General features: G+C 63.7%; 18 protein-coding genes. 10 read left to right on the top strand and 8 right to left on the bottom strand.

What is annotated here, in order from left to right:
* Positions 1-91 precede the first annotated feature (91 nt).
* On the top strand, positions 92-895 hold the full coding sequence (locus tag DIE06_RS34220) for a DNA-binding transcriptional regulator (RefSeq protein WP_124665198.1): 804 nt from the start codon (positions 92-94) through the stop codon (positions 893-895).
* A gap of 283 nt (positions 896-1178) precedes the next feature.
* Here the strand turns inward: DIE06_RS34220 and DIE06_RS34215 are convergent, their stop codons facing one another.
* The 7 genes from DIE06_RS34215 to DIE06_RS34185 all read right to left on the bottom strand — a co-directional run bounded on the left by DIE06_RS34215 (position 1179) and on the right by DIE06_RS34185 (position 9423).
* Positions 1179-2627, bottom strand: a complete 1449-nt coding sequence (locus DIE06_RS34215) for a GDL motif peptide-associated radical SAM/SPASM maturase (RefSeq protein WP_124665197.1) — start codon at positions 2625-2627, stop codon at positions 1179-1181.
* Positions 2628-2729: 102 nt separating this feature from the next.
* Positions 2730-3314, bottom strand: coding sequence for a DUF1842 domain-containing protein (locus tag DIE06_RS34210; RefSeq protein WP_124665196.1), 585 nt, complete (start codon positions 3312-3314; stop codon positions 2730-2732).
* A 46-nt stretch (positions 3315-3360) separates the two neighbouring features.
* The gene (locus DIE06_RS34205) at positions 3361-3978 is read right to left on the bottom strand and encodes a DUF1842 domain-containing protein (protein ID WP_124665195.1); all 618 of its coding nucleotides are present in this window, start codon (positions 3976-3978) and stop codon (positions 3361-3363) included.
* Between the two features lie 48 nt (positions 3979-4026).
* Positions 4027-4215: a DUF1843 domain-containing protein gene (locus DIE06_RS34200; RefSeq protein WP_124665194.1), complete on the bottom strand. Its 189-nt coding sequence runs from the start codon at positions 4213-4215 to the stop codon at positions 4027-4029.
* A 382-nt stretch (positions 4216-4597) separates the two neighbouring features.
* Complete coding sequence (locus DIE06_RS34195) at positions 4598-6883, bottom strand: sigma-54 dependent transcriptional regulator (protein WP_124665193.1); 2286 nt, start codon at positions 6881-6883, stop codon at positions 4598-4600.
* Between the two features lie 667 nt (positions 6884-7550).
* Positions 7551-8588, bottom strand: coding sequence for a LysR family transcriptional regulator (locus tag DIE06_RS34190; RefSeq protein WP_124665192.1), 1038 nt, complete (start codon positions 8586-8588; stop codon positions 7551-7553).
* 91 nt (positions 8589-8679) lie between these two features.
* Positions 8680-9423, bottom strand: coding sequence for an SDR family oxidoreductase (locus DIE06_RS34185; RefSeq protein WP_124665191.1), 744 nt, complete (start codon positions 9421-9423; stop codon positions 8680-8682).
* A gap of 194 nt (positions 9424-9617) precedes the next feature.
* On the opposite strand from DIE06_RS34185, the gene DIE06_RS34180 reads away from it, so the two are divergent.
* Positions 9618-11147 (top strand): PLP-dependent aminotransferase family protein, encoded by a 1530-nt coding sequence (locus DIE06_RS34180; RefSeq protein WP_124665211.1) that lies wholly within the window; start codon positions 9618-9620, stop codon positions 11145-11147.
* Between the two features lie 369 nt (positions 11148-11516).
* The gene (locus tag DIE06_RS34175; RefSeq protein ID WP_124665190.1) at positions 11517-12017 is read left to right on the top strand and encodes an Ohr family peroxiredoxin; all 501 of its coding nucleotides are present in this window, start codon (positions 11517-11519) and stop codon (positions 12015-12017) included.
* Positions 12018-12130: 113 nt separating this feature from the next.
* Here DIE06_RS34175 and DIE06_RS34170 read toward each other — a convergent pair whose 3' ends face one another.
* Positions 12131-13339: an NAD(P)/FAD-dependent oxidoreductase gene (locus DIE06_RS34170; protein WP_124665189.1), complete on the bottom strand. Its 1209-nt coding sequence runs from the start codon at positions 13337-13339 to the stop codon at positions 12131-12133.
* A gap of 269 nt (positions 13340-13608) precedes the next feature.
* Here DIE06_RS34170 and DIE06_RS34165 point away from each other — a divergent pair, with 269 nt between their 5' ends.
* The 7 genes from DIE06_RS34165 to DIE06_RS34135 all read left to right on the top strand — a co-directional run bounded on the left by DIE06_RS34165 (position 13609) and on the right by DIE06_RS34135 (position 19884).
* Complete coding sequence (locus tag DIE06_RS34165) at positions 13609-14610, top strand: bestrophin family protein (RefSeq protein ID WP_124665188.1); 1002 nt, start codon at positions 13609-13611, stop codon at positions 14608-14610.
* 336 nt (positions 14611-14946) lie between these two features.
* The gene (locus tag DIE06_RS34160) at positions 14947-15726 is read left to right on the top strand and encodes an acetoacetate decarboxylase (protein ID WP_124665187.1); all 780 of its coding nucleotides are present in this window, start codon (positions 14947-14949) and stop codon (positions 15724-15726) included.
* 15 nt (positions 15727-15741) lie between these two features.
* A complete protein-coding gene (locus tag DIE06_RS34155) occupies positions 15742-16524 on the top strand; it encodes a 3-hydroxybutyrate dehydrogenase (RefSeq protein WP_124611987.1) in 783 nt (260 codons plus the stop codon).
* Between the two features lie 10 nt (positions 16525-16534).
* On the top strand, positions 16535-17806 hold the full coding sequence (locus DIE06_RS34150; RefSeq protein WP_124665186.1) for a patatin-like phospholipase family protein: 1272 nt from the start codon (positions 16535-16537) through the stop codon (positions 17804-17806).
* 53 nt (positions 17807-17859) lie between these two features.
* Entirely contained in the window at positions 17860-18837 is a 978-nt protein-coding gene (locus tag DIE06_RS34145; RefSeq protein WP_124665210.1) for a VTT domain-containing protein, read from the top strand.
* Positions 18838-18894: 57 nt separating this feature from the next.
* Complete coding sequence (locus tag DIE06_RS34140; protein ID WP_311767656.1) at positions 18895-19533, top strand: molybdopterin-dependent oxidoreductase; 639 nt, start codon at positions 18895-18897, stop codon at positions 19531-19533.
* Between the two features lie 105 nt (positions 19534-19638).
* Positions 19639-19884, top strand: coding sequence for a cytochrome c (locus DIE06_RS34135; RefSeq protein WP_260433864.1), 246 nt, complete (start codon positions 19639-19641; stop codon positions 19882-19884).
* The last annotated feature ends 319 nt before the right edge of the window (positions 19885-20203 follow it).

The following is a 20203-nucleotide window of genomic DNA, read 5'->3' as shown; positions in this document are numbered from 1 at the left end:
GAGGCAAGTCTAGGGAGCGACAGACACGCGCTCAACAATTTCAACCAAATGTGCAAGGAATGCACGTCGTTGATTTTTAATACATTTTCCGATGAGCAAGTACGCAAATGTCCGAGGATTGTCGCGCGGCCTGCAGGTGCTGCAGGCTCTCAATGCGCTGGAGAACGGTCGCGCGACGAGCCAGCAGTTGAGCGAAGTCACGGGGCTGCACCGCACGACCGTGCGGCGGTTGCTGGAAACGCTGGTGGAAGGCGGATTCGTGCGGCGCAGCGAGTCGGACGACACGTTTCGTCTGACGTTGCGCGTGCGCGCGCTGAGCGAGGGATTCACCGACGACGAGCACATCGCCACCGTCGCGCCACCGATCATGGCGCGGCTGCTGCAACGCATCGTGTGGCCGTCCGACCTGACGACACCCGACGGTGATTCGATGATCATTCGCGAGACGACGCATCGCTTCAGCCCGCTGTCGTTTCATCGTTCGATGGTCGGGCGCCGGCTGCCGATGCTGCTGACCGCATCGGGACGCATTTACTTCGCGTCGTGCCAGGATGCGGAGCGCGAAGACATTCTCGATCTGTTGCGCGCCGGCGCCGGCGGCGAACAACAGCAGCGGCTCGCATCGGACAGCGCGTTCATCCGCAACCTGGTGCGGCAAACGCGCGCCGACGGCTTCGGTTCGAATCATGGCGACTGGGCCGATCAGCGCAAGATCGGCTCGGTCGCGGTGGCGATCCGTGCGCACGATCGCGTGATCGCGGCACTGAACGTCATCTACCTCGAACAGGCGATCAATCCGGCGGAGGCCGTGCGCCGCTTCCTGCCGGAGTTGCAGCATGCGGCTCAGGAATTGGTGAGCGCACTCGAGGCGTCGAGCGATGAACGATCGGTCTGAAGATCATGCCCTGGACCGATCAACCTTTCATACGACGTGCATCCGCTGGCCGAAGGTCGGCCGATTCGGCCTCTGACGAGACAGCGCCCCATTGCCTGCCGGAGTGAGTCCTGTCGGGCGACAAGCGGTACCGACACCGGCCACCGGCACCACTTCCGCCTGGACGTTGCTCATGAATATTCCCCATGGATTCCGTCTTGCATGACCGATCGAACATGGTCACCGTTTTCTAAAGTGGTTCCTGGACTCCGCTCGAAGATCGACGAGATGCGCGCCGGCTCACTCAACTCAACAGCCGCTCGACTTCCTCGATGAGTGCATGACGACGCTCCACGTCGTGTTCGTACGCACGCTCGGCCGCCGCGATGTCCGCCCCGCAGTGCGGGCACCGGGACTCGTGCTGATGGACGTAGCTGTTACAGGCGCGGCAGACGGCCAGCCTCGGCGGGACTCGCCCGACCTCCGGCGCACGCTTGCCCTTGTGTTTCCACGCGAGTTCGACGGTCTGGCCCGAGCGGGAAATGCTCGAGACGGGTGTGCCGTCCGAAATGCGTTCGGTGACCAGATCGAAGCGCCCCACCGCGAACGACGTGGGCGCCGCGTCCTCGATCTTCTCGATGCGCTCGCGCAGCCCCTGCTTCTTCAATTCGAGCACGCGATAGTGGCAATAAGGATTGTTGCCGGGCTTGCCGAGCAACGAATGCGAGGTCCACGTACAGCCGCCACGACACACGTCGGCGTAGTAGCACGTGCGACAGAATCCCCACAGGTCGTCCACCGAGCGCAGCCGGCCGAAATGGATCGCCTCGCTGGTGCGCCAGATCTCCTCCAGGGACAGATCCCGAACGTTGCCGCCCGCGAAACCGACCGTCGCGAGCGACGGACACCCCTTGACGGTGCCGTCCGCTTCGAGCGCGATGACGGTCTGCCCGGCCGCGCATCCGGTCCAGTGCACCCGCTCGTCCCCGAAGCCGCGCCACAGATGCTCGTGCGGCCCGAAGTAGCCGATGTTGTTGCCCACATTCATCAGCAGGCCGCGATCCAGCCCCCGCTTGTAGAGATCGGCGAGCAGCGGCATCAGTTCCTCGAGCTGGTACGGCTGCAGGAGCAGTTCGTCGTGATCGACCGCGTTGCCCATCGCGACCGTCAACTGAATCTGCCAGTGTGTCGCCCCGACCTCGATGATCGTGTCCATCAACGCCGGGAGATCGTGCATCGTTGCCGAACCGATCTGCGTGTTCACACTGACCGCGAGACCGTGCGCACGCGCACGCTTCAGTGTATCCACGGCCCGGTCGAACGATCCCGGAACATTGCGCAACCTGTCGTGCAGCGGCGCCAGGCCGTCCAGCGATACCCCCAGTCCGTTGAGGCCCGCGCCGACGGCCTGCGCGAGCCGGGCGGGTGTCAGGTTGCGACCGCCTGTCTGCACCGCGCAGTACATCCCGTGCGAGCGGATGGCCTTGATGAGTTGCGCCCAGTCCTTGCGCAGGTAAGCCTCACCGCCGATCATCGACACCTCTCGCGTACCGAGCCTGGCCAGCGCATCGATCACTTCGAGACACTCGCCGGTCGACAGTTCGTTGGTGCGTCGGCGGCCCGCACGCGATCCGCAGTGCAGGCACTTCAGGTCGCAAGCCAGCGTGATTTCCCACACGACGTGAACCGGGACGAACCGTTCGTAGTCCTGTTCGCTCAGGAAGCGAACCGGACGCACTTGATTCTCGTCCATTTCGATATCCTCGGGTATGTCGATCCCCCACCCGCCACGCACCGATCGGTCAGCGGCGGCGACCGCCGCGAGCCGCGGCAGGCACCGCCGCCTCGCGCGTGCTCAGCGCCCGGCTTCCAGCCGGGCAATCTCGGCGTTCAGGCCGGCAAGGGCTTGCTCGATATGGCCGGCATTGGCGAGCTGTTGTTCGGCCTGGCGGGCGAGCGCCTTCATTCGACCGAGATCGCCCGATTGCCTCGCCTGCTGCAGGCCGACGCCGTACAGCGGCGTGACCGGATGCCGGGGTTCGAACGGTTGCAGCGCGCCGGTCACTGTCATGATCGCGTGTTCCACGGCATGCCAGCGCTCCCCTTCGAAGAACCGGTAGCTGGCGACTCCCGACTTCCAGTCCGCCTCGACGATCCCCTGCAGCCGGAACGTTTCGGCCAGACCGCTGGTCGGCCCGGACGGGTTGCCCTGCAGGCTGAGGACAAGTTGCGTCTTGCCGCCGGGGGTGAGCACGATCGGGCTGAACTGGCCCCATACCTGCGCACTGAATTCGAGCGGCGGCCAGGTCGTCTGGGTGATGCGCGCCACGCCGCTGACCTTCTTGGCCGGCGTGTTGACCAGTAGCGCCAGCGTGAGGACAGGTGCGCCGATAGCCGGCGTTGCGACGCGAAAATTCACGGGAAAAAGAGCGGCGGACATAGGATGGCTCCTGTAGCGAATAAGGATCGGGGCAACCGGGCCGGTTTCAGTTCCCGGCTTCCAGGCGCGCGATTTCGGTCTTCAGCGCAGCCAGCGCGGCCGCGATTTCGTCACGGCTTTGCAACTGGTGCTTCGCCGCGGCCGCGACCGTCTTCATGTGCGCGAGATCGCCGGAGGCCGCCGCTTGCTGAATGGGCGCACCGTACAAAGGCCGCGGCCCGCCGTGCGGCTCGACAATCACCGGGCCGGGCTCGAGCGGGACGAATTCCCGGTCGATCCTTGCCGGCACGTTCTCGAACGCGCGCCAGCTGCCGTTGTCGAAAAAGCTGTACGACGCGACGCCGCTTTGCCAGTCGCTTTCCAGCACGAGATGCAGCCGGAACGTCACGATCGAATTCGAGTTCGGGCCGCCGTCGTTGCCCTGCAGCGTCACCAGGATGCGCGTGTTGACCGGCGGCATCAGCGCCATATAGGTGTAGTTGCCCCAGACGTCGGCATGGAAGTCGATCGGCGGATTCACTGCCTGCCCGATCGTTGCGGTGCCAACCACACTGCCCTCGGGCGTATCCACGAGCAATGCGAGACTGAGCGCCGGTGCGCCCGGCAGTCCCGTGCCGATGACGTAGCCCGCCGGGAAAAGCCCGATACGTGTGTTTTCTGACATTTGGTCCTCCTGCGTGGTAAACGAAATGGCGATGCGTGCGACGGCAGCTCAGGCCCGCTCGCGCCTCACGATCTCCTGCCTGAGCTTGCCGACCGCGGCGGCAAGGTCCTCGTGCTGCTTCAGAACCGCTTCGGCCTGGCTGAGCAACGCCTTCATCCTTGACACATCGCCTTCCGATATGGCTTGGTGGATCGCTACGCCATAAGGCGGAATGACATGGCCGGTTTCCCTGTTCATCACGTTCTCGCTAAAAAGGTCGTCGTACCGATTCGCGGAATCTCCGCGAGCACGAGATCAAGCAACCGATGTGCCAGTCGTGGATCGACAGGCCTGTGTCCGTGCGCGGTGCCGATGCTTGACCACCGGAGGACGAATTCGTCCGGCCGTTTGCTGCGCGATGGACGAATGTGTCCATATGCAGCGCGATCGCCCGATCTCGCGGACGCAAGCGCGCGAGGTCCGGTGCCGGGGACGCGTACCTGCGCGCCATGTCGGAACATGGCTCGGCGCGCGTCGACCAGGCGTCAAGCATTCGCCGCGCGCCACGGTCTCGGGATGAAGGGGGTGATGCGCGCACGCCGCCGAGCCGCGCGCTCAGGACATCGCGTTGACGCGATCGCTACAGCAGGCCTGGATCCTGGAGCGGCATGGCGGGCGGGCGTGCCGCGACGGGCATGTGCAATGGCCGGTCGATCGCTTCGATGATCGACGTCGGACGGGCGGGCTGTCGCGACAGATCCGCGAGATGTCCCATCGCGGCCACGCGGGCGGGCACCGAGCCCAGCGCCAACGCCGTCGAGATCGCGATGCGCAACCCTTGCTCGGCACCCGCCGTATCGCCGAGCATCGATTGCGCACGCGCCTTGAGGATCAACAGCTCACCGAGATACGCACGCTCCTGCCTGCGGATCACCATGTCGAGCGCGTCGGAAACGAGAATTTCGCATTGCCGCGCGCGCCCCGTGCTCAACAGAATCTCGCCATGCTTCCAGACCTTGATCGAATGGAACAGCGCGCCGCCCTGCTTTTCGATTTCGTTTTCATAGCCGTCGAGCAGCATCGCCTCGGCGTCGCCGAACTCGCCGATCGCACTCAGATAGCACGCCCGGAACATCCGGAGCGCCCCGCCCGAACAGGCCGGGGCGCCGGTCGCCGGTATGGCGTCGAACGCACGGGTCAGGTTCCCGAGCCGCTCGACGTCGTTGAAGAGCATCGCAAGCCACGCGGCGCCTTGCAGATCGAGCGCGCGACCGGGCCAATCCGGCGAATCGAGTTCCGCCCGCTCGGTCAGACGGACCATGGCATCGCGTGCGTGGTCGAGTGCGCCGGTCTGGTAAGCGGCGAGACCCTCGAACGTCAATGCGAGCCCCGCGATATCGCCGCCCGAGACGCCGAGCCGCCGATCGGCGCGACCGATGCCGGTCAGCCCGCCACGGGAAAGCAACGCCAGCGCTTCCTCACTGTCGCCGAGCCAGAACAGCGTGTTGGCGAGCGCGACGTGCGCGTCGTCGAGCATCGCGCGATCGTCCATCGCATGCGCGCGGTGAAGCAGTTCCTGCGCCGTGGCGCGCGCCCGCGTGAGTTGCAGCGTCACCAGTTGCGTCATCCAGATGCCGAACTGCACCGTGGCGAGTTCGCGCGCGTCGCATACACCGTCGCCGATCGACCATGCCGCCTCGTAACACGCCATCGCTTCGGGAAACTGCCAGCCATGGATGCCGCGCAGCACGACGGCAAGCAGGCGATAGGCGCCAAACTGCAAGCGGCGGCTCTCCTCGGTCGGACTGGCCTTTTGCAGGAGCGCGAGACAACGGTGCAGCAGCGCGGCGGATTCGCGATACTGGAGCACGCCGGCCAGCGCTTCCGCACGCTCCAGGCATTGTCGCGCCTCACCGTGTTGCGCTTCGCGCGCCTTGAGCCGGCGCTCGACGACCTTGCGGCCGACACCGAGCAGCGCGGCCGCGGCGCTCTTGTTATACGAAGTCCGCTCGAGCGCGCGGTCGATGAGCAGGCGTTCGGCCGCGGCCAGCTTGTCGCTGCCGCCGAACTCGAGCAGGCGGTCCGCGAGAAGCGCGCATGCCGTCGCGTCGGGCGTGTCCGTCGCCAGAAACGGCGCGAGCGTGTCGGCGTCGATCCGCGCATGCTCCGCGAACACGCTGAGCTGGCTGACGAGATTGCGCAACTGGCGAACGTTGCCCGGCCACGGATGCTCGCACATCCGCTTGATTGCCGCCGGCGTGAACGCGATCGCGCGCGTTTGCTGCGCGGCAAAATGCGCGGCCAGCAGCGGGATGTCCTCGCTTCGTTGCGCGAGTCCCGGCACATTGAGGATGAACACCGCAAGCCGGTAGAACAAGTCCTCCCTGAACCGGCCGACGCGCGCTTCTTCCAGCAGGTTTCGATGGGTGGCCGCGACGATGCGTCCGGCAAAGCGCTGGCTTGCCGATGCGCCGATCGGCCGGAACGTGCGCGTTTCGAGCACGCGCAGCAGTTTGGGCTGGAGCGCAAGCGGCAGCTCGCCGATCTCGTCGAGAAAGAGCGTGCCGGCCCCGACCTGCTCGAACAGGCCGCGGTGGTCTTCCACGGCGCCCGTAAAGGCGCCGCGGACATGCCCGAAGAACTCCGCTTCGATCAGATCATGGGGAATGGCGCCGCAATTCACGTCGATGAACGGCTTGTCGCGCCGCGGGCCGTTTGCGTGAAGGCGCCGCGCCACCAGTTCCTTTCCGGAGCCGGTGGGTCCGACGATCAGTAGCGTATGGTCGGTCGGCGCCACGCGATCGATCATCCGGACCAACTGGCGAAACGCCGTCGACACGCCGATCAGCACCTGCGCGTCAAGCGCGCCGTTGCCGTGCGCGCACCCGTCCGGGCCGCAAGCGGCCCCGTTCCGTATCCCGTTCATCGCGCGACGCCCGGCAATCGCGATACATGGGCAGGCAAGACGAGGTCGAGCCGATAAAAGGTAGGCTCAGCGCACGCCGCTGCGCCGAGATCGTGCAATGTGTCCGCGCTGCGGACATCTGTCCCCGGTCTTTGCATGCTCTTTCCTATACGGTTAGGCTCTAGAGCGGTTCTTTTTCAGTTTTCTTGTTTTTTAAAACCAGATACCACCACGGCACTTCACACACCGACCTTTCAGCCCCGGCTGCGGCGATCCGGGCGACGGAATAGCAGCCGTTGCTCAAGACAGTGTAGAGGGATTTATTCGCGCGGGAATTTAAATAAATAGGGTTTGATTATTTCCCGGCACGATCGAAATCGGAAATAATCGTCATGTTTGTTTAATAATCGCTGCGTCGCGCGCGGGTGCTTGACCCGGCAGCGAATGCTCCGTCGCATGGATCTGTCGCGTGGAAACGTTATTGACGAATTTCATGCGATAAGTCGAAACCATGCCATCGGCCCGACATTCATTACAAATCCATTCAAGGCGCTCGTCCGTTAAATAGCGAACCGGTCTGTTTATATTTGAATTGGATTGCTCTCGTGGACGTGTTCGATGCCGAATCCTGTCCAATCCCTGCGAAACGAACGACGGAGCGTCTTGAGAAATACGGCGGAAAAGAAGGTCAAGCCGCCAGCCCCGCCGACGAAGCCCCCTGGGCATCCGGATTGAACGGTGTCAGGCAGTTCAGATCGAGCGCGCGAATCTGCTCGGTCATGAAGTCGACGAAGATGCGAATCCGCGTCGGCAGATGTTGCCGGCTCAGATAGCAGATGTAGTGGCCGCGATCCTCAGGCACATGCTTCGCCAGCGCGACGACGAGCTCGTTCGACACGAGATGGTCGCGGATCTGGTAGCCGGCCATCTGCGCGATGCCCGAGCCGTTCAGCACGGCGCGCAACACCAGATCCGTGTCGTTGAACGTGAGGCGCGAGGTCGGCAGGTACTTGTGCACGCGGCCGTCGACATTGAACTCCCATTCGAAGACGCGACCGCTGGCAAAACGGAAATTGATGCACGTGTGCCGGCCGAGATCCTCCAGACTCTGCGGGAGCCCGTGCCTGGCCACATACGACGGTGCCGCGCAGAGCGCCATCTGCATCGGAATCAGTTGCCGGGCAATGATGCTGGAGTCCTCGATGCGGCCATTGCGGAACGACACGTCGATCCGCTCCGACACCAGGTCGATCGGCCGGTCGTCGAGCAACAGGTCGATGACGATGTCGGGGTAGGCCTCCGCAAACGTTTCGAGCAGCGGCGCGACGATTTTCCTGCCGAAACCCACCGCCGAGCTGATACGAATGAGGCCGCGCGGCGGCCCTTGTCGCAACTCGAGCATGTCGTTCATGGCTTCGACGATCTGTGCCACGCCCTGATGGCAGTTCTCGAAGAATCGCTGGCCTTCGCAAGTCAGCTCGGTCATGCGCGTGGTCCGCTGGAACAGCCGCGTACTCAACTGCGCCTCCAGCTTCTGGACGTTCCGGCTCACGGCCGGCCGGCCGACGCCAAGCAGTTCGGCAGCCTTGGTGAAACTCCCCTCGCTCGCCACTGCGACGAAGGCAAGGATGCCCGCATAGCTCGCACCGAAGCTCGCGGACAGTGCATCGGCGCGACCCGCCAGGTCGCGACGAACGCCTTGCTCCGATGGTTCCGATTGATTCATTTCCGCTGCCCCCAACACATGCCGCTCCTCCCGACTGCCCGTCGCCGGCTTGCGCCGGCGAGCCGCCAAACGTGCGAACGCGAATCAGATATCAGATTTCTGCGAGCCACTGGTCGAGACCGATGCGGCCAAGCCGCGCAGGTCCAAGCGGTACCAGCGATTTCTCCTCGACGCGACCACCGTAGTAACGTGCATCGCGATCGGTCACGACCGCGCGCGGGTCGCCGACCGACTTCAGATAGCGCGCGACGATCTCCGCGAACGGTGCGCGATCCGGGCCCGCGATCTCGACCGTGCCGTTCAGCGGCCCGGCGAGCGCGACCTGCGCGACGAGCGCCGACACGTCTTCCGCGGCGATCGGCTGGAACAACCCGTCGCCGATCCGGACCGTGCCGTCTTGCGTGCCGAAATCCGCGATACCGCCGATGAATTCCATGAATTGCGTCGCGCGCACGATCGTGTACGGCACGCCCGCCGCTTCGATCGCCTGTTCCTGCGCGACCTTGGCCGCGAAATAGCCGTTCTCCGGCATGCGGTCGCAGCCGACGATCGACAGCGCGACGTGATGGCGCACGCCCGCGGCCACCTCGGCCTTGCCGAGATTACGCGCCGACGTGCGGAAAAAGTCCAGCACCGCCTGCGGTTCCCACGACGGCGCATTCGCCACGTCCACGACGACGTCCGCGTCCGTCAATGCGTCGGTCAGGCCTTCGCCCGTGATGGTGTTGACGCCGGTGCGCGGCGATGCGGCCAGCGCCTGATGGCCCGCTTCCTCGAGCAGCGTGACGACACGCGAGCCGATCAGGCCCGAACCGCCGATGACAACGATCTTCATCGCAAAATCTCCTGACGAATGGATTGCATTGGAATGCGAAGTGGATGTGACGGATGCCGGATCCGGTGAAGGCCGTCATGGCCGTCGCATCACGTGGCTCAATTGTGGAAGAATCATGTCCTATCCATAAGTGCCAAGAATCGTCGATCGGACTAGTCCATGGCATATCTGTTCGCGTTACCCGGGAGACCGCGATGTCCACGCAAACGCCCCCGCTGACCATCGAAATCGACCGGCACCATCAGTTGCCGGTCTATCTGCAGATTTGCGAGCGGTTCCGGGCCGCGATCGCCGCCGGTCACCTGCGCCCCGGCGATCGCGTGCCCGCGCTACGCGGTCTGGCGACGCAACTGAACACGGCGCGCGGCACCGTCGAACAGGCTTACACGATCCTGGTCGACGAGGGATACCTGCAAATGCGCGGCGCGGCGGGCACGTTCGTGTCGCCGTCCCTGCCGATCGCGCTGACCCGCGCGGCGCCCGCGCGAGGCAGCGCACCGGCGGCGCACGCCGAAGCCACCGGCCCCGCCGGCCCGCGCCAGGAGGCGGGCATCTCGCGCGACGATCCGCCGCCACGGCGCCCGCAGCCGATCGCCGTCGCGATGAGCGGCGAGCCGCGCCCGCTGCAACCGGGGCTCCCCGCGCTCGATGCGTTTCCGCTCAAGGTCTGGCAGCGGCTCGTGTCGCTGCGTGCGCGCAGCAGCGACCGCGCGCTGCTGGGCTACCCGAATCCGGCCGGTTACCGGCCGCTGCGCGAACACATCGCGACCTATCTGACCCTGTCGCGCGGCGTCACCTGCGTGCCGGAACAGGTGTTCGTCACCGGCGGCTACCGCGCGACGCTGGAACTCGTGCTGCGCAGCCTGGCACGCGCGAACGACCGTGTGTGGTTCGAGGATCCCGGCTATCTGCTCGCCCGCGGCTTCCTGTCCGAGACCGGCGTGCAACTCGTCCCGGTGCCGGTGGACGACGAAGGGATCGACGTCGGGCGCGGCCTGCAGCTGGACGCGCAAGCGCGCTTCGCGCTCGTGACACCGTCGCATCAGAGCCCGCTCGGGCATACGCTGTCGCTGTCCCGTCGCATCGCTTTGCTGGCCTGGGCCGAAAAGACGTCCGGCTGGATCGTCGAGGACGACTATGACAGCGAGTTTCGCTATCTCGGCCGTCCGCTGCCAGCGTTGAAGAGCCTCGACCGCCGCGATCACGTGATCTACTGCAGCACCTTCAGCAAGGCGATGTACCCCGGTTTGCGGCTCGCGTACGCGGTCGTGCCGGAACGTGCGGTGGAGCGCGTGGAACGCGTGGCATGCAGCATGAATGCCGGTTCGCCGACACTCCTGCAGGCGGCCCTGGCCGATTTCATCGAGCAGGGGCACTTTGCCCGGCATCTGAAGCGCATGCGTGCGCTGTACGGCGAGCGCCGCACGCTGATCGTGCATGCGTTGAGGCAGGCGTTCGGCGAGCGGCTGATCGTCGAATTGCCGGCGGGCGGCATTCAGTTCGCGGTGCAGTTCGCAGAGGGGCCCGGAGGGCCGGTCGACGATGTTGCCGTTGCCGCGCGTGCCCGCGACGCGGGACTCGCGGTCCTGCCGCTGTCGATCTGGTATTCGAACAGCCACACGCGGCAAACGCCGCGCGGCCTCGTCATCGGGTTCGCGAACATCGCCGATGCGGACGAAGCGCGACGTCATGCCAAAACGCTGCGCGCCTGCCTGGGCCGCTGATGCGCGACACCCGCAACCGCGTGCATGGCATCAGTGCGCACCGGCGGCCGCTGCCACCGTGCACCACGTGAAAATTCGTGGCGGACCATCGTGGCAGCGCCCGGATTGGTGTCCAACGGGAAACATACATTCGCCTCCGATGGCTATACCGACGACATGTGCGCGCCTCTAGCATGGAGGCATCTTTCTCCCGTAGACCGACCGTCAGTCGGGCCGTGCCGGAAGATTGCCGCATTCCTCATACGATAGTTCGCTCCGCAACATTTCTTGAAGACGCCATCTGCCCAGGCAGTGCAACCCCGGTTGCAGGACGCTTCGATGAATGAATGACCGACGGTCGGAGCGCGTCGTCGAACTCGAGCATGCATCATGGATGACAAGAAGCTGCAGGCCCCTCCGCTTTCCCTTCTCGACCGGTATCGGGGCCGGGATTTTCAGCCGCTCTATACAACGAGCGTCACCGTCACCGGCGGCGAGACAGGACACGGCCGTGCATCCGGCGTGGCCCGCTCGGACGATGGAAATCTCGCTGTCGATTTGCGCCTGCCCACCGAGTTCGGCGGGCCCGGCAACGGGACCAATCCGGAACAGCTGTTCGCGGCGGGCTTCGCCGCGTGCTTCCATGGTGCGCTGAACCTGCTCGAGAAACGCGCCGACCTGGACATCACCGACACGGTCGTGGAGGTGCAGGTTTCGTTCGGCCGCGATCCCATGGACGGCGGTTATGCATTGCTTGTCGATGTCCGGGTCCGGATGCCCGGGATCGATCGCGACATCGCGGAAGAGCTGGTTCGGACCGCGGAGCGCTTGTGTCCGTATGCCAAGATGGCCAAGCAAGGCACCGTCAATATCGTGACCGTCGTTGACTGACTCACCGCCTGTCGCGCGGCGGCGGCGTCTTGTGGATCGATAGCGTTTGCTGTCCACGTACCTGATCGCCCCCGCCGTGTGCATCGCGCGCCACGTGCGGGGGCGCCGGCAGGTCAGTCGGCGGAGACCTGCGGCTTGCCTGCCGCCAACGCCTCGGCGCGATTCGGCGCCGGCGGATAGATCCACTGCGTGTTGATCATCTGCTTGCGCGCCTTTCCTTCGGCATGCGTCAGTTTGATCTGACGGTCCCAGCCTTCCGAGTAAACCGCACCCCATTCGCCCAGGTCGACGCAGGTTGCATAGAACGGCTGCGTGTATTCCAGCGTCGGCACACCAATCAAGTCCGCGGCGACGTTGTGCCCGCCGAATTGCCCCATCACGATCGCGTGCTGGCACGACATCAATGCAAAGTGCCCGTCATCGTCGCTCCGCGCTCGCGCCACATCGCCCGCCACGAACACTTGCGGTGCTTCGGCCACACGAAGATCAGGCGTGACCTCGACGCGTCCGAGCGGGTCGAGATGCGACGAGACTTGCGCCGTCAGCGGGCTGGCATGCATACCGCCTGCCCAGATCACGGTCATGGCTTCGATATGCGTGCCCGACGCGGTGCGAACGCCGTCCGCCCCCACCGACACGACGCGCGATCCAAGCACGGCCTCGACGCCCAGCGAGTCGAAGGCTTCAGCGACGTAAGGCCGGGGATTGGGGCCGAGATCGGGGCCGATCTCGGCCTGCGCACCGATCACGACAACGCGAATCGCCGCGTCCGGGCCGAACCGCTCGCGCAATCGCCTCGGCAATTCGGTGGCGACCTCGATACCCGTAAAGCCGCAGCCGACGACCGCGACGGTATTGCGTGCCCGCGAATCCGGAAGTTTGGCCAGCGCCGCGAAGTGCTCATCGAGCGCGACCGCGTCCTCGATGCGATCGACCGAGAACGCGTGATCAGCCAGCCCCGGCACCGGCGGCCGGCTCAATTTGCTGCCGCTGGTCAACAACAGCCTGTCGTACGCGAGCAAACGCTTTTGGCCGCTGGCGCAAGCCACACTGACCGTCTTCTCGTCGACCGCAATCTCTTCGACGCTGCCCTCGAGAAATTTCACGCCGATGGCGTCGAGCAGCGGCAGCAGCGGCGCGGCCATTTGCTGCGGCTCGCTTTCGTACAACCGCGGCCGGATCTGCAATTCCGGTTTCGGCGAGATCAACGTGATTTCGACGTCGCCGCTCGTCACACCGGCACCATCCAGCACGCGAGCCGCGCCTAGTGCGCCCCACACGCCGGCGAAGCCGGCACCCACGATCAGGATTTTCTGCGACATGATGATTGCCCTCGGTTGGTGAATTGCGATATCGACGGATGCCGGCTGCAAGCCAAACAGGCAAAAGGAAAACGTCGTCGCGCGAAGTCATCGTAGGTCGACGCGGCATTGCGCAGTAGATCCTCAAGCGTGCTCACGATGTTGCCTCTTGCGCACCAATCGACCCCATCCCGGCCGAATCGATCGCAGGCATGATGCGTGACGAAAGATCGCGCGCGAACAACGCGCCCTATTCAACACCCACCTGAGTCATCGATGAGGCAAATAAAATGCATCTCGGCAAATCGTACAAACTGTCGGAATTCCTGATCTGGACTCGCTGGAAGATTTACGAGCTTCTGATTTTCGGTTCCGTGCCGGTCGTTCTGTATCAGTTCTTTTCCGTCACATGGCTGTCGATACCGCTGACGATCGTGGCCCTCCTCGGAACCGCGACGTCGTTCATCGTTGGCTTCAAGAACGTCCAGACCTACAACCGTGCAATGGACGCGCTGGAAATATGGACCGACATCCAGAGCAAAAGCCGTCGCTGGGGGCAATTCACGCGCGACTTCGTGACGGACGAAGAGGTTGCCCGAAAACTGGTCTATCGACACCTCGCCTGGCTGACCGCGCTGCGATACGACCTGCGCCGCCCTCGTATCTGGGAAAGCACGAACAAGCGCCACAACGCGGAATATCGTCGCTTCTATCGCGTGCCGGAATGGGAAAAGGACATCAAGGAAATACTGCCCGGATACTTGTCTCCTTCCGAAGCGGAACAGGCGCTCGCCTCCGCTTCCATCACGACATTCGTGCTGGGCCTGCAAGGCACTTCGCTGAAAACGCTTCACATGGCCGGCCATCTGAATTCGAATTTCCATATGGAACTTCAGAGAACCCTCGGAGACTTCATCGATCTCCAGTCGCGATCCGAACGTTTCAAGAATTTCCCCTATCCGCGTCAGTACGCGACTGTCAGCTCCCTGTTCGTCCGGTTCTTTTGCCTGTCGCTTCCGTTCGGTCTTCTGAACGAATTCAACCGGTTGAACGATAGCGTGAGCGGCTTCATGCACGGCTACATGGTCTGGCTGGTGGTGCCATGCAGTATCGCGGTGTCGTGGATGTACACGTCGCTCGACCAAGTTGGCGAAAGCACGGAGAATCCGTTCGAAGGCGGCGCGAACGATGTTCCCATTTCGACGCTGTGCGGCGCGATCGAGCGAGATCTGAAAGCGATGCTCGGAGAACATGCCGCCGGTTCGTCGAGCCACGCCATCATTGCGCTATAGCGAAACCACGGATGTCGCCCTTCGAGCGACACCGGATTGCCAACCCTCGATCATTGCTTCCCACCCCTCCCGTTGTCGATTGTTGTCGTCAGGACAACATGGTGAGGTCGTTTGCGACGCTACTGCCGCCAGGCCGCATCGCCTACGCTTGGCGCTGACGGTGGTCGTAGATGCTGCCTGATGCATCCGGGAAACCGACACGGCACCGCAAGAGCAACGTGCGACCGCGCGCGGCTAGCCCGCGCCGCGCTGCGTCCTCGCGCGTCATTGGCCGTGCCAGCCGAGGCTGGCGCGATGGGTGTGACAGAGCACACCTCTACAACCGAGGAACGATCCGTGACAGAAGAAGACATCCGCGACAACGCATTTGCGATGCCCGTGCATAACCCGGCGTATCCGCGTCCGCCCTTCCGCTTCATCAATCGGGAGTACTTCATCATTTCGTACGAGACGGACATGGACGCCCTTCGTGCCGTCGTTCCGGAACCGCTGAAGGTCGACCGACCCGTCGTCCATTACGAATTCATCCGCATGCCCGATTCGTCCGGATTCGGCGACTACACGGAAAGCGGTCAGGTGATCTCCGTGCTCGACGAGGACGGCAATCGAGCCAATTTCACGCACGCGATGTACCTCGACGACGAAGGCCCGATCGCGGCCGGACGCGAAATCTGGGGATTCCCGAAGAAGCTTGCCTCGCCGAAGCTCTGCGTCGATGGCAAGGACACGCTGCTCGGCACGCTCGACTACGGCACTCAACGCATCGCCACCGGAACGATGGGCTACAAGTATCGCGCCCTCGACACGGCGGCCGAGCGCCGCAAGCTCGCCGACACGCCCAACTACCTGCTCAAGGTCATTCCGCATGTCGACGGTTCGGCCCGCATTTGCGAACTGGTGCGTTTCTTCCTGCGCGATGTTGACGTGATCGGCGCATGGGAGGGGCCTGCCGCGCTCGAGCTGCATCCGCATGCACTCGCATCGGTCGCGGATCTGCCGGTTCGCCGCGTGATCGGCGCGCGCCACGTCATTGCCCATCTCACGCTCGATATCGGCGAAGTGGCCTACGACTATCTCGCCCCTGCCGAGTCGCTGAAACTCGCAGTCAACCAATAAGCTCCCGGAGGACGTATGGCACTGAATGACAAGATCGCGCTCGTGACGGGCGCGGCAAGCGGTATCGGCGCGGTGTGCGCGCGCAAGCTCGCGATGGACGGCGCGACGGTCGTGATCGCGGACCTGAATCTCGAGGCTGCGCGCAAGGTGGCCGACGACATCGTCGGCAACGGCGGCAAGGCGTTGGCGATCGCGATGGATGTCACCAGCGAGGAAGCCGTCGACGCGGGGCTGGCGGAAACGGTAAGCCGGCTGGGCGGAATCGACGTGCTCGTGTCGAACGCAGGCATCCAGATCGTCAACCGGATCGAGGATTACGCATTTTCGGACTGGAAGAAGATGCTGGCCATCCACCTCGACGGCGCGTTTCTGACGACCCGGGCCGCCATCAGGCATATGTATGCGTCGAACAAGGGGGGCACGGTGATCTACATGGGCTCGGTGCATTCGCACGAGGCCTCGCCGCTCAAATCCGCCTATGTGACCGCGAAACACGGGTTGCTCGGTCTCGCGCGGGTTGTCGCGAAAGAAGGTGGGCCGCGTGGCGTGCGTGCCAACGTCGTGTGCCCCGGTTTCGTCAGAACCCCGCTGGTCGACAAGCAAATCCCCGAGCAAGCGAAGGTCCTCGGCATCTCCGAACAACAGGTCGTCAGGGACGTCATGTTGAAAGAGACGGTCGACGGCGAATTCACGTCGCTGGCCGATGTCGCGAACACGGTTGCCTTCCTGGCCGGCTTCGAATCGAACGCGCTCACCGGGCAATCGATCGTCGTCAGCCACGGCTGGTTCATGCAGTAAGGAGAACGCCATGTATTCGAGCCAGCGTAACAAGCTGAAGCAGCCCCATCGCATCAAGCTTCCCGACTATGACGAAATCGGGCTCGTGCTGCAGGGTGGCGGCGCCCTCGGCTCATACCAGGCCGGCGTCTACGAGGGTATGGCCGAGGTCGGCGTGGAACCGACGCGCATCGCCGGGGTATCGATCGGTGCGCTCAACACGGCGATCATCGCAGGCAATGCGCCCGCCGATCGAACGGAAGCACTGCGCGGCTTCTGGAACACCATCAGTCAGCCGGCCGACCCGCTCTCGCACTTCGGCAACTACATGTCGGCGTGGTCCGGGCTGGAAGACATGGCACGCAGGTGGTCGAGCGCATGGGCCGCCACGCGCACGTTGATGGAAGGCCAGGGCGGCTTTTTCTCCCCGCGCTCGCATCTGTCCTTCACCGGGTTCGGCAAGAAGCGCCCCGATCAGGTCAGCTATTACGACACGTCGGCGTTGCGTGAAACGCTGTTGCGGTACGCGGATTTCGATCGGATCAATGACGGCAACATTCGCGTATCCGTCGGCGCGGTCAATGTGCGAACGGGCAATCTCGTCTATTTCGACAATTCGAAAATGCGTCTCGCGCCGGAACATTTCATCGCCTCCGGCGCGCTGCCGCCGGGCTTTCCGGCCGTCGAGATCGATGGCGAGTTCTACTGGGACGGCGGACTGGTGTCCAACACGCCGCTGACCGAGATCATCAGGGAAAGCCAGCACAAGGACACGCTCGTTTTCCAGATCGACCTGTGGAGCTCGCGCGGCAAGTTGCCGAACGATTTCCTCGATGTCAGCGAGCGCACCAAGGACATTCAGTATTCAAGCCGCACGCGCGCCATCACCGCGTTCATGTCGCAGAACCAGAAGCATGCGCAGATGATCAAGGCGCTGCTCGAACACATTCCCGAACACGTGCGGCTTGCGCACCCGTTGTTGCGGGAGGCGCAGAAGACGGCCGATGGCAGTGCAGTGAACGTCGTGCACCTGATCTACAAGAACAAGTCGTTCGAGGGGCACTACAAGGACTATGAGTTCAGCAAGGGCACGATGCGCGAGCATTGGGCGAGCGGCCTCGAGGATATTCGGCGATCGTTCGGCCATCCCGACTGGTTCGATATCCCGAGCCGCGAAATCGGCTTCGTCACGCGGGACGTCCACCGCTATCGGCAGGACGTCGACGAAGCGCAAGGCCGGGGCGCGAACGCGTTGCCGGAAACGAAACACGCGCCGGAGAAGGTGTTGTCCGTCGCCAAGTGACGCGTGGCGATGCGTTCCGTGAACATGAAAGTGCGAGCCTCGAGGAGAACGCCATGATGTCGCATGAAATGATTGCGCGGTACGGCACGTTGGTCGTATTCCTGAATGTGCTCGGGTCTTCGCTCGGCCTGCCTTTGCCCGCGATACCGACGTTGATCACGGTCGGGGCAGGCGTTGCGCTCGTTACGCATGTCGCGTCGTCGACATTGCTGCATTTCTCGACGATCCTCGGCGCCGCCGTGATTGGCGGCTTTCTCGGCGACCTGGTCTGGTATCAGGGCGGCAAGCGGTACGGCAAGCGCACGCTGCATACCGTCTGCAAGCTGTCGCAGTCGCGTAAAGCGTGCGTCAGGACGACCGAGCGGTTTTTCGGCCGCTGGGGTGTTCGCGTTCTCATCGTTGCTCGGTTCGTTCCCGGCCTGTCGCTCGTTGCCGTTCCGCTATGCGGTGCGATGGCCGTCAGGTTGCGCTCGTTCGTGTTGCACGATTGTGCGGGCCTTGCACTGTGGGCATCGATCGGACTGGCGATCGGCACGCTATTCGCTTCGCAGATCGACGTGATTTTCGCGTTTGTCGCCCGTCTTGGATGGCATGCGCTCATCTTCGTCGGCATCGTGCCGGTGCTGTATGTGCTGTACCGCTACTGCCGCAGGCTCATGTTGGCGAATGCGCTCGGGAAGGCGCGAATCAGCGCGGGCGAATTGCATGCATTGCTCGCGAACAATCCGCGGCCGGTCGTGATCGATATTCGCTCCGCCGAGCGCAGGACGCTCGATCCATTCGTCATTCCGGGCGCGGTGATCGCCGATGAACGAAAGACCCGGCAGATCATGGCGCGCCATGGAACGAACCGGACACTCGTCATCTATTGTGCGTGCCCGAACGAAGTGTCCGCGGTGTCGGTGGCCAGGCAGTTGCGGCTGTCAGGCATCAAGCTGGCGTTGCCGCTTGCAGGCGGCATCGATGCATGGCGCGCCGCGGGCTTCGACGTCGAGCCGATGATCGCGATGCACGATGCGGTAAGCGGTTGACATGGGTAATGTCTTGATCTGATCTCTCGGTCAGCGTCAGATCATGGCTGAGATTGCCTGGATGTTACGTCATTCAAGGCGCTCGGCATCGATCACGCGCGCAACGGCGAAGTCATGCTCGCGTTCGGCATGAACGGCCAGCCTCTGCCGCTGTTGAACGGCTTCCCGCTACGGCTCGTCGTGCCGGGATGGTACTCGACGTACTGGGTGAAAATGTTGAACGACATCGAGGTCATCGATACGCCCGATCAGAATTTCTGGATGGCACGGGCCTATCAAATTCCCGATACGCCGCATGCGAGCACGTCGCCGCAGCAGACCAGCGTGAAGACGGTCGCGATCAACCGGATGGTGCCGAGATCATTCGTCACGAATCTGAGCGACGGCTCGGTGCTCGACGCGGGCGCGCCGTGCACGGTGCGCGGCATTGCGTTCGGCGGCGATACAGGTGTAGGCAAGGTGTTTTTTTCCGCGGACGGCGGTACGTCATGGACGCCGGCCTCCCTCGGGCGCGATGTCGGCAAATTCAGTTTCCGACGCTGGACAGCGCGCTTCGTGCCAAGGCACGCCGGGCAGTATGTGCTGAAGGTGAAGGTGATCAACGACAGGGGTGACGCGCAGCCGGATGAACCGAATTGGAATCCCGGGGGGTACATGCGCAATGTCGTCGAATCGCTGAAGGTTGTCGCGGTGTGAGGGGATGGTCATGAGAGTCACAGCGATCGTTCTGGCCTTGTCTGCTGCGATGGGCGGCACTGCATCGATCGCAGCGGGTCCGGGCAAGCCAACGGCGAAGCGGTCATGCGCGCGGTCGAGGTCGTGCTGCCGGCCGACGCGTCGACGTTTCCGCCCGGACCCGGTGCCGATCTCGCCAATCAGCAGTGCGTGATGTGCCATTCCGTCGATATGGTGATGCGCCAACCGCCGCTTGCATTCGACACCTGGAAAGCGGAGGTCGCGAAGATACGTACGGTTTACGGCGCGCCGCTACCGCCCGAGCAGATTGACGACATTGCACGCTATCTGACGACGATCAATGGCAAATAATCGCGGTGCCGACGCGATACTCGCGCAACTGGCGGCGGGGACTGTGGCCCGGTATCCCGGCCCTTGGCACGGACGCATGGAATGGCAGCGACATGTCCGTCGCTTAAAACGGAATAAACCTCAAAACGATGCGACGAGGACGTTTGACCGATAAAGGGCCGCTATCCGAGTGGACCTGACATTCGAGTGTCCGTGCGAGAGGCCACGCGAACCGCTGGAATTGGCCGAATACTGCCCAATTAGCCGTCAATTCATGAAGCAGTCGATCGAAGAACCTCCCCCGAAGAGGGCACCGATCGCGGTCGAGTTCCGCGCTCGC

The organism is Burkholderia sp. Bp8998 (assembly GCF_003854235.1).
Taxonomy (GTDB): Bacteria; Pseudomonadota; Gammaproteobacteria; order Burkholderiales; family Burkholderiaceae; genus Burkholderia.
Note: the sequence above shows the minus strand (reverse complement) of the source record. Positions and strands in the feature narration are given on the sequence as shown.

Coding starts and splice junctions, on each gene's coding strand:
- DIE06_RS34175 (WP_124665190.1), top strand. CDS start 11,517: ATGGATGACAAGAAGCTGCAGGCCCCTCCGCTTTCCCTTCTCGACCGG.
- DIE06_RS34135 (WP_260433864.1), top strand. CDS start 19,639: ATGCGCGCGGTCGAGGTCGTGCTGCCGGCCGACGCGTCGACGTTTCCG.
- DIE06_RS34180 (WP_124665211.1), top strand. CDS start 9,618: ATGTCCACGCAAACGCCCCCGCTGACCATCGAAATCGACCGGCACCAT.
- DIE06_RS34155 (WP_124611987.1), top strand. CDS start 15,742: ATGGCACTGAATGACAAGATCGCGCTCGTGACGGGCGCGGCAAGCGGT.
- DIE06_RS34210 (WP_124665196.1), bottom strand. CDS start 3,314: ATGTCCGCCGCTCTTTTTCCCGTGAATTTTCGCGTCGCAACGCCGGCT.
- DIE06_RS34220 (WP_124665198.1), top strand. CDS start 92: ATGAGCAAGTACGCAAATGTCCGAGGATTGTCGCGCGGCCTGCAGGTG.
- DIE06_RS34185 (WP_124665191.1), bottom strand. CDS start 9,423: ATGAAGATCGTTGTCATCGGCGGTTCGGGCCTGATCGGCTCGCGTGTC.
- DIE06_RS34150 (WP_124665186.1), top strand. CDS start 16,535: ATGTATTCGAGCCAGCGTAACAAGCTGAAGCAGCCCCATCGCATCAAG.
- DIE06_RS34190 (WP_124665192.1), bottom strand. CDS start 8,588: ATGAATCAATCGGAACCATCGGAGCAAGGCGTTCGTCGCGACCTGGCG.
- DIE06_RS34205 (WP_124665195.1), bottom strand. CDS start 3,978: ATGTCAGAAAACACACGTATCGGGCTTTTCCCGGCGGGCTACGTCATC.
- DIE06_RS34195 (WP_124665193.1), bottom strand. CDS start 6,883: ATGAACGGGATACGGAACGGGGCCGCTTGCGGCCCGGACGGGTGCGCG.
- DIE06_RS34165 (WP_124665188.1), top strand. CDS start 13,609: ATGCATCTCGGCAAATCGTACAAACTGTCGGAATTCCTGATCTGGACT.
- DIE06_RS34200 (WP_124665194.1), bottom strand. CDS start 4,215: ATGAACAGGGAAACCGGCCATGTCATTCCGCCTTATGGCGTAGCGATC.
- DIE06_RS34170 (WP_124665189.1), bottom strand. CDS start 13,339: ATGTCGCAGAAAATCCTGATCGTGGGTGCCGGCTTCGCCGGCGTGTGG.
- DIE06_RS34215 (WP_124665197.1), bottom strand. CDS start 2,627: ATGGACGAGAATCAAGTGCGTCCGGTTCGCTTCCTGAGCGAACAGGAC.
- DIE06_RS34145 (WP_124665210.1), top strand. CDS start 17,860: ATGATGTCGCATGAAATGATTGCGCGGTACGGCACGTTGGTCGTATTC.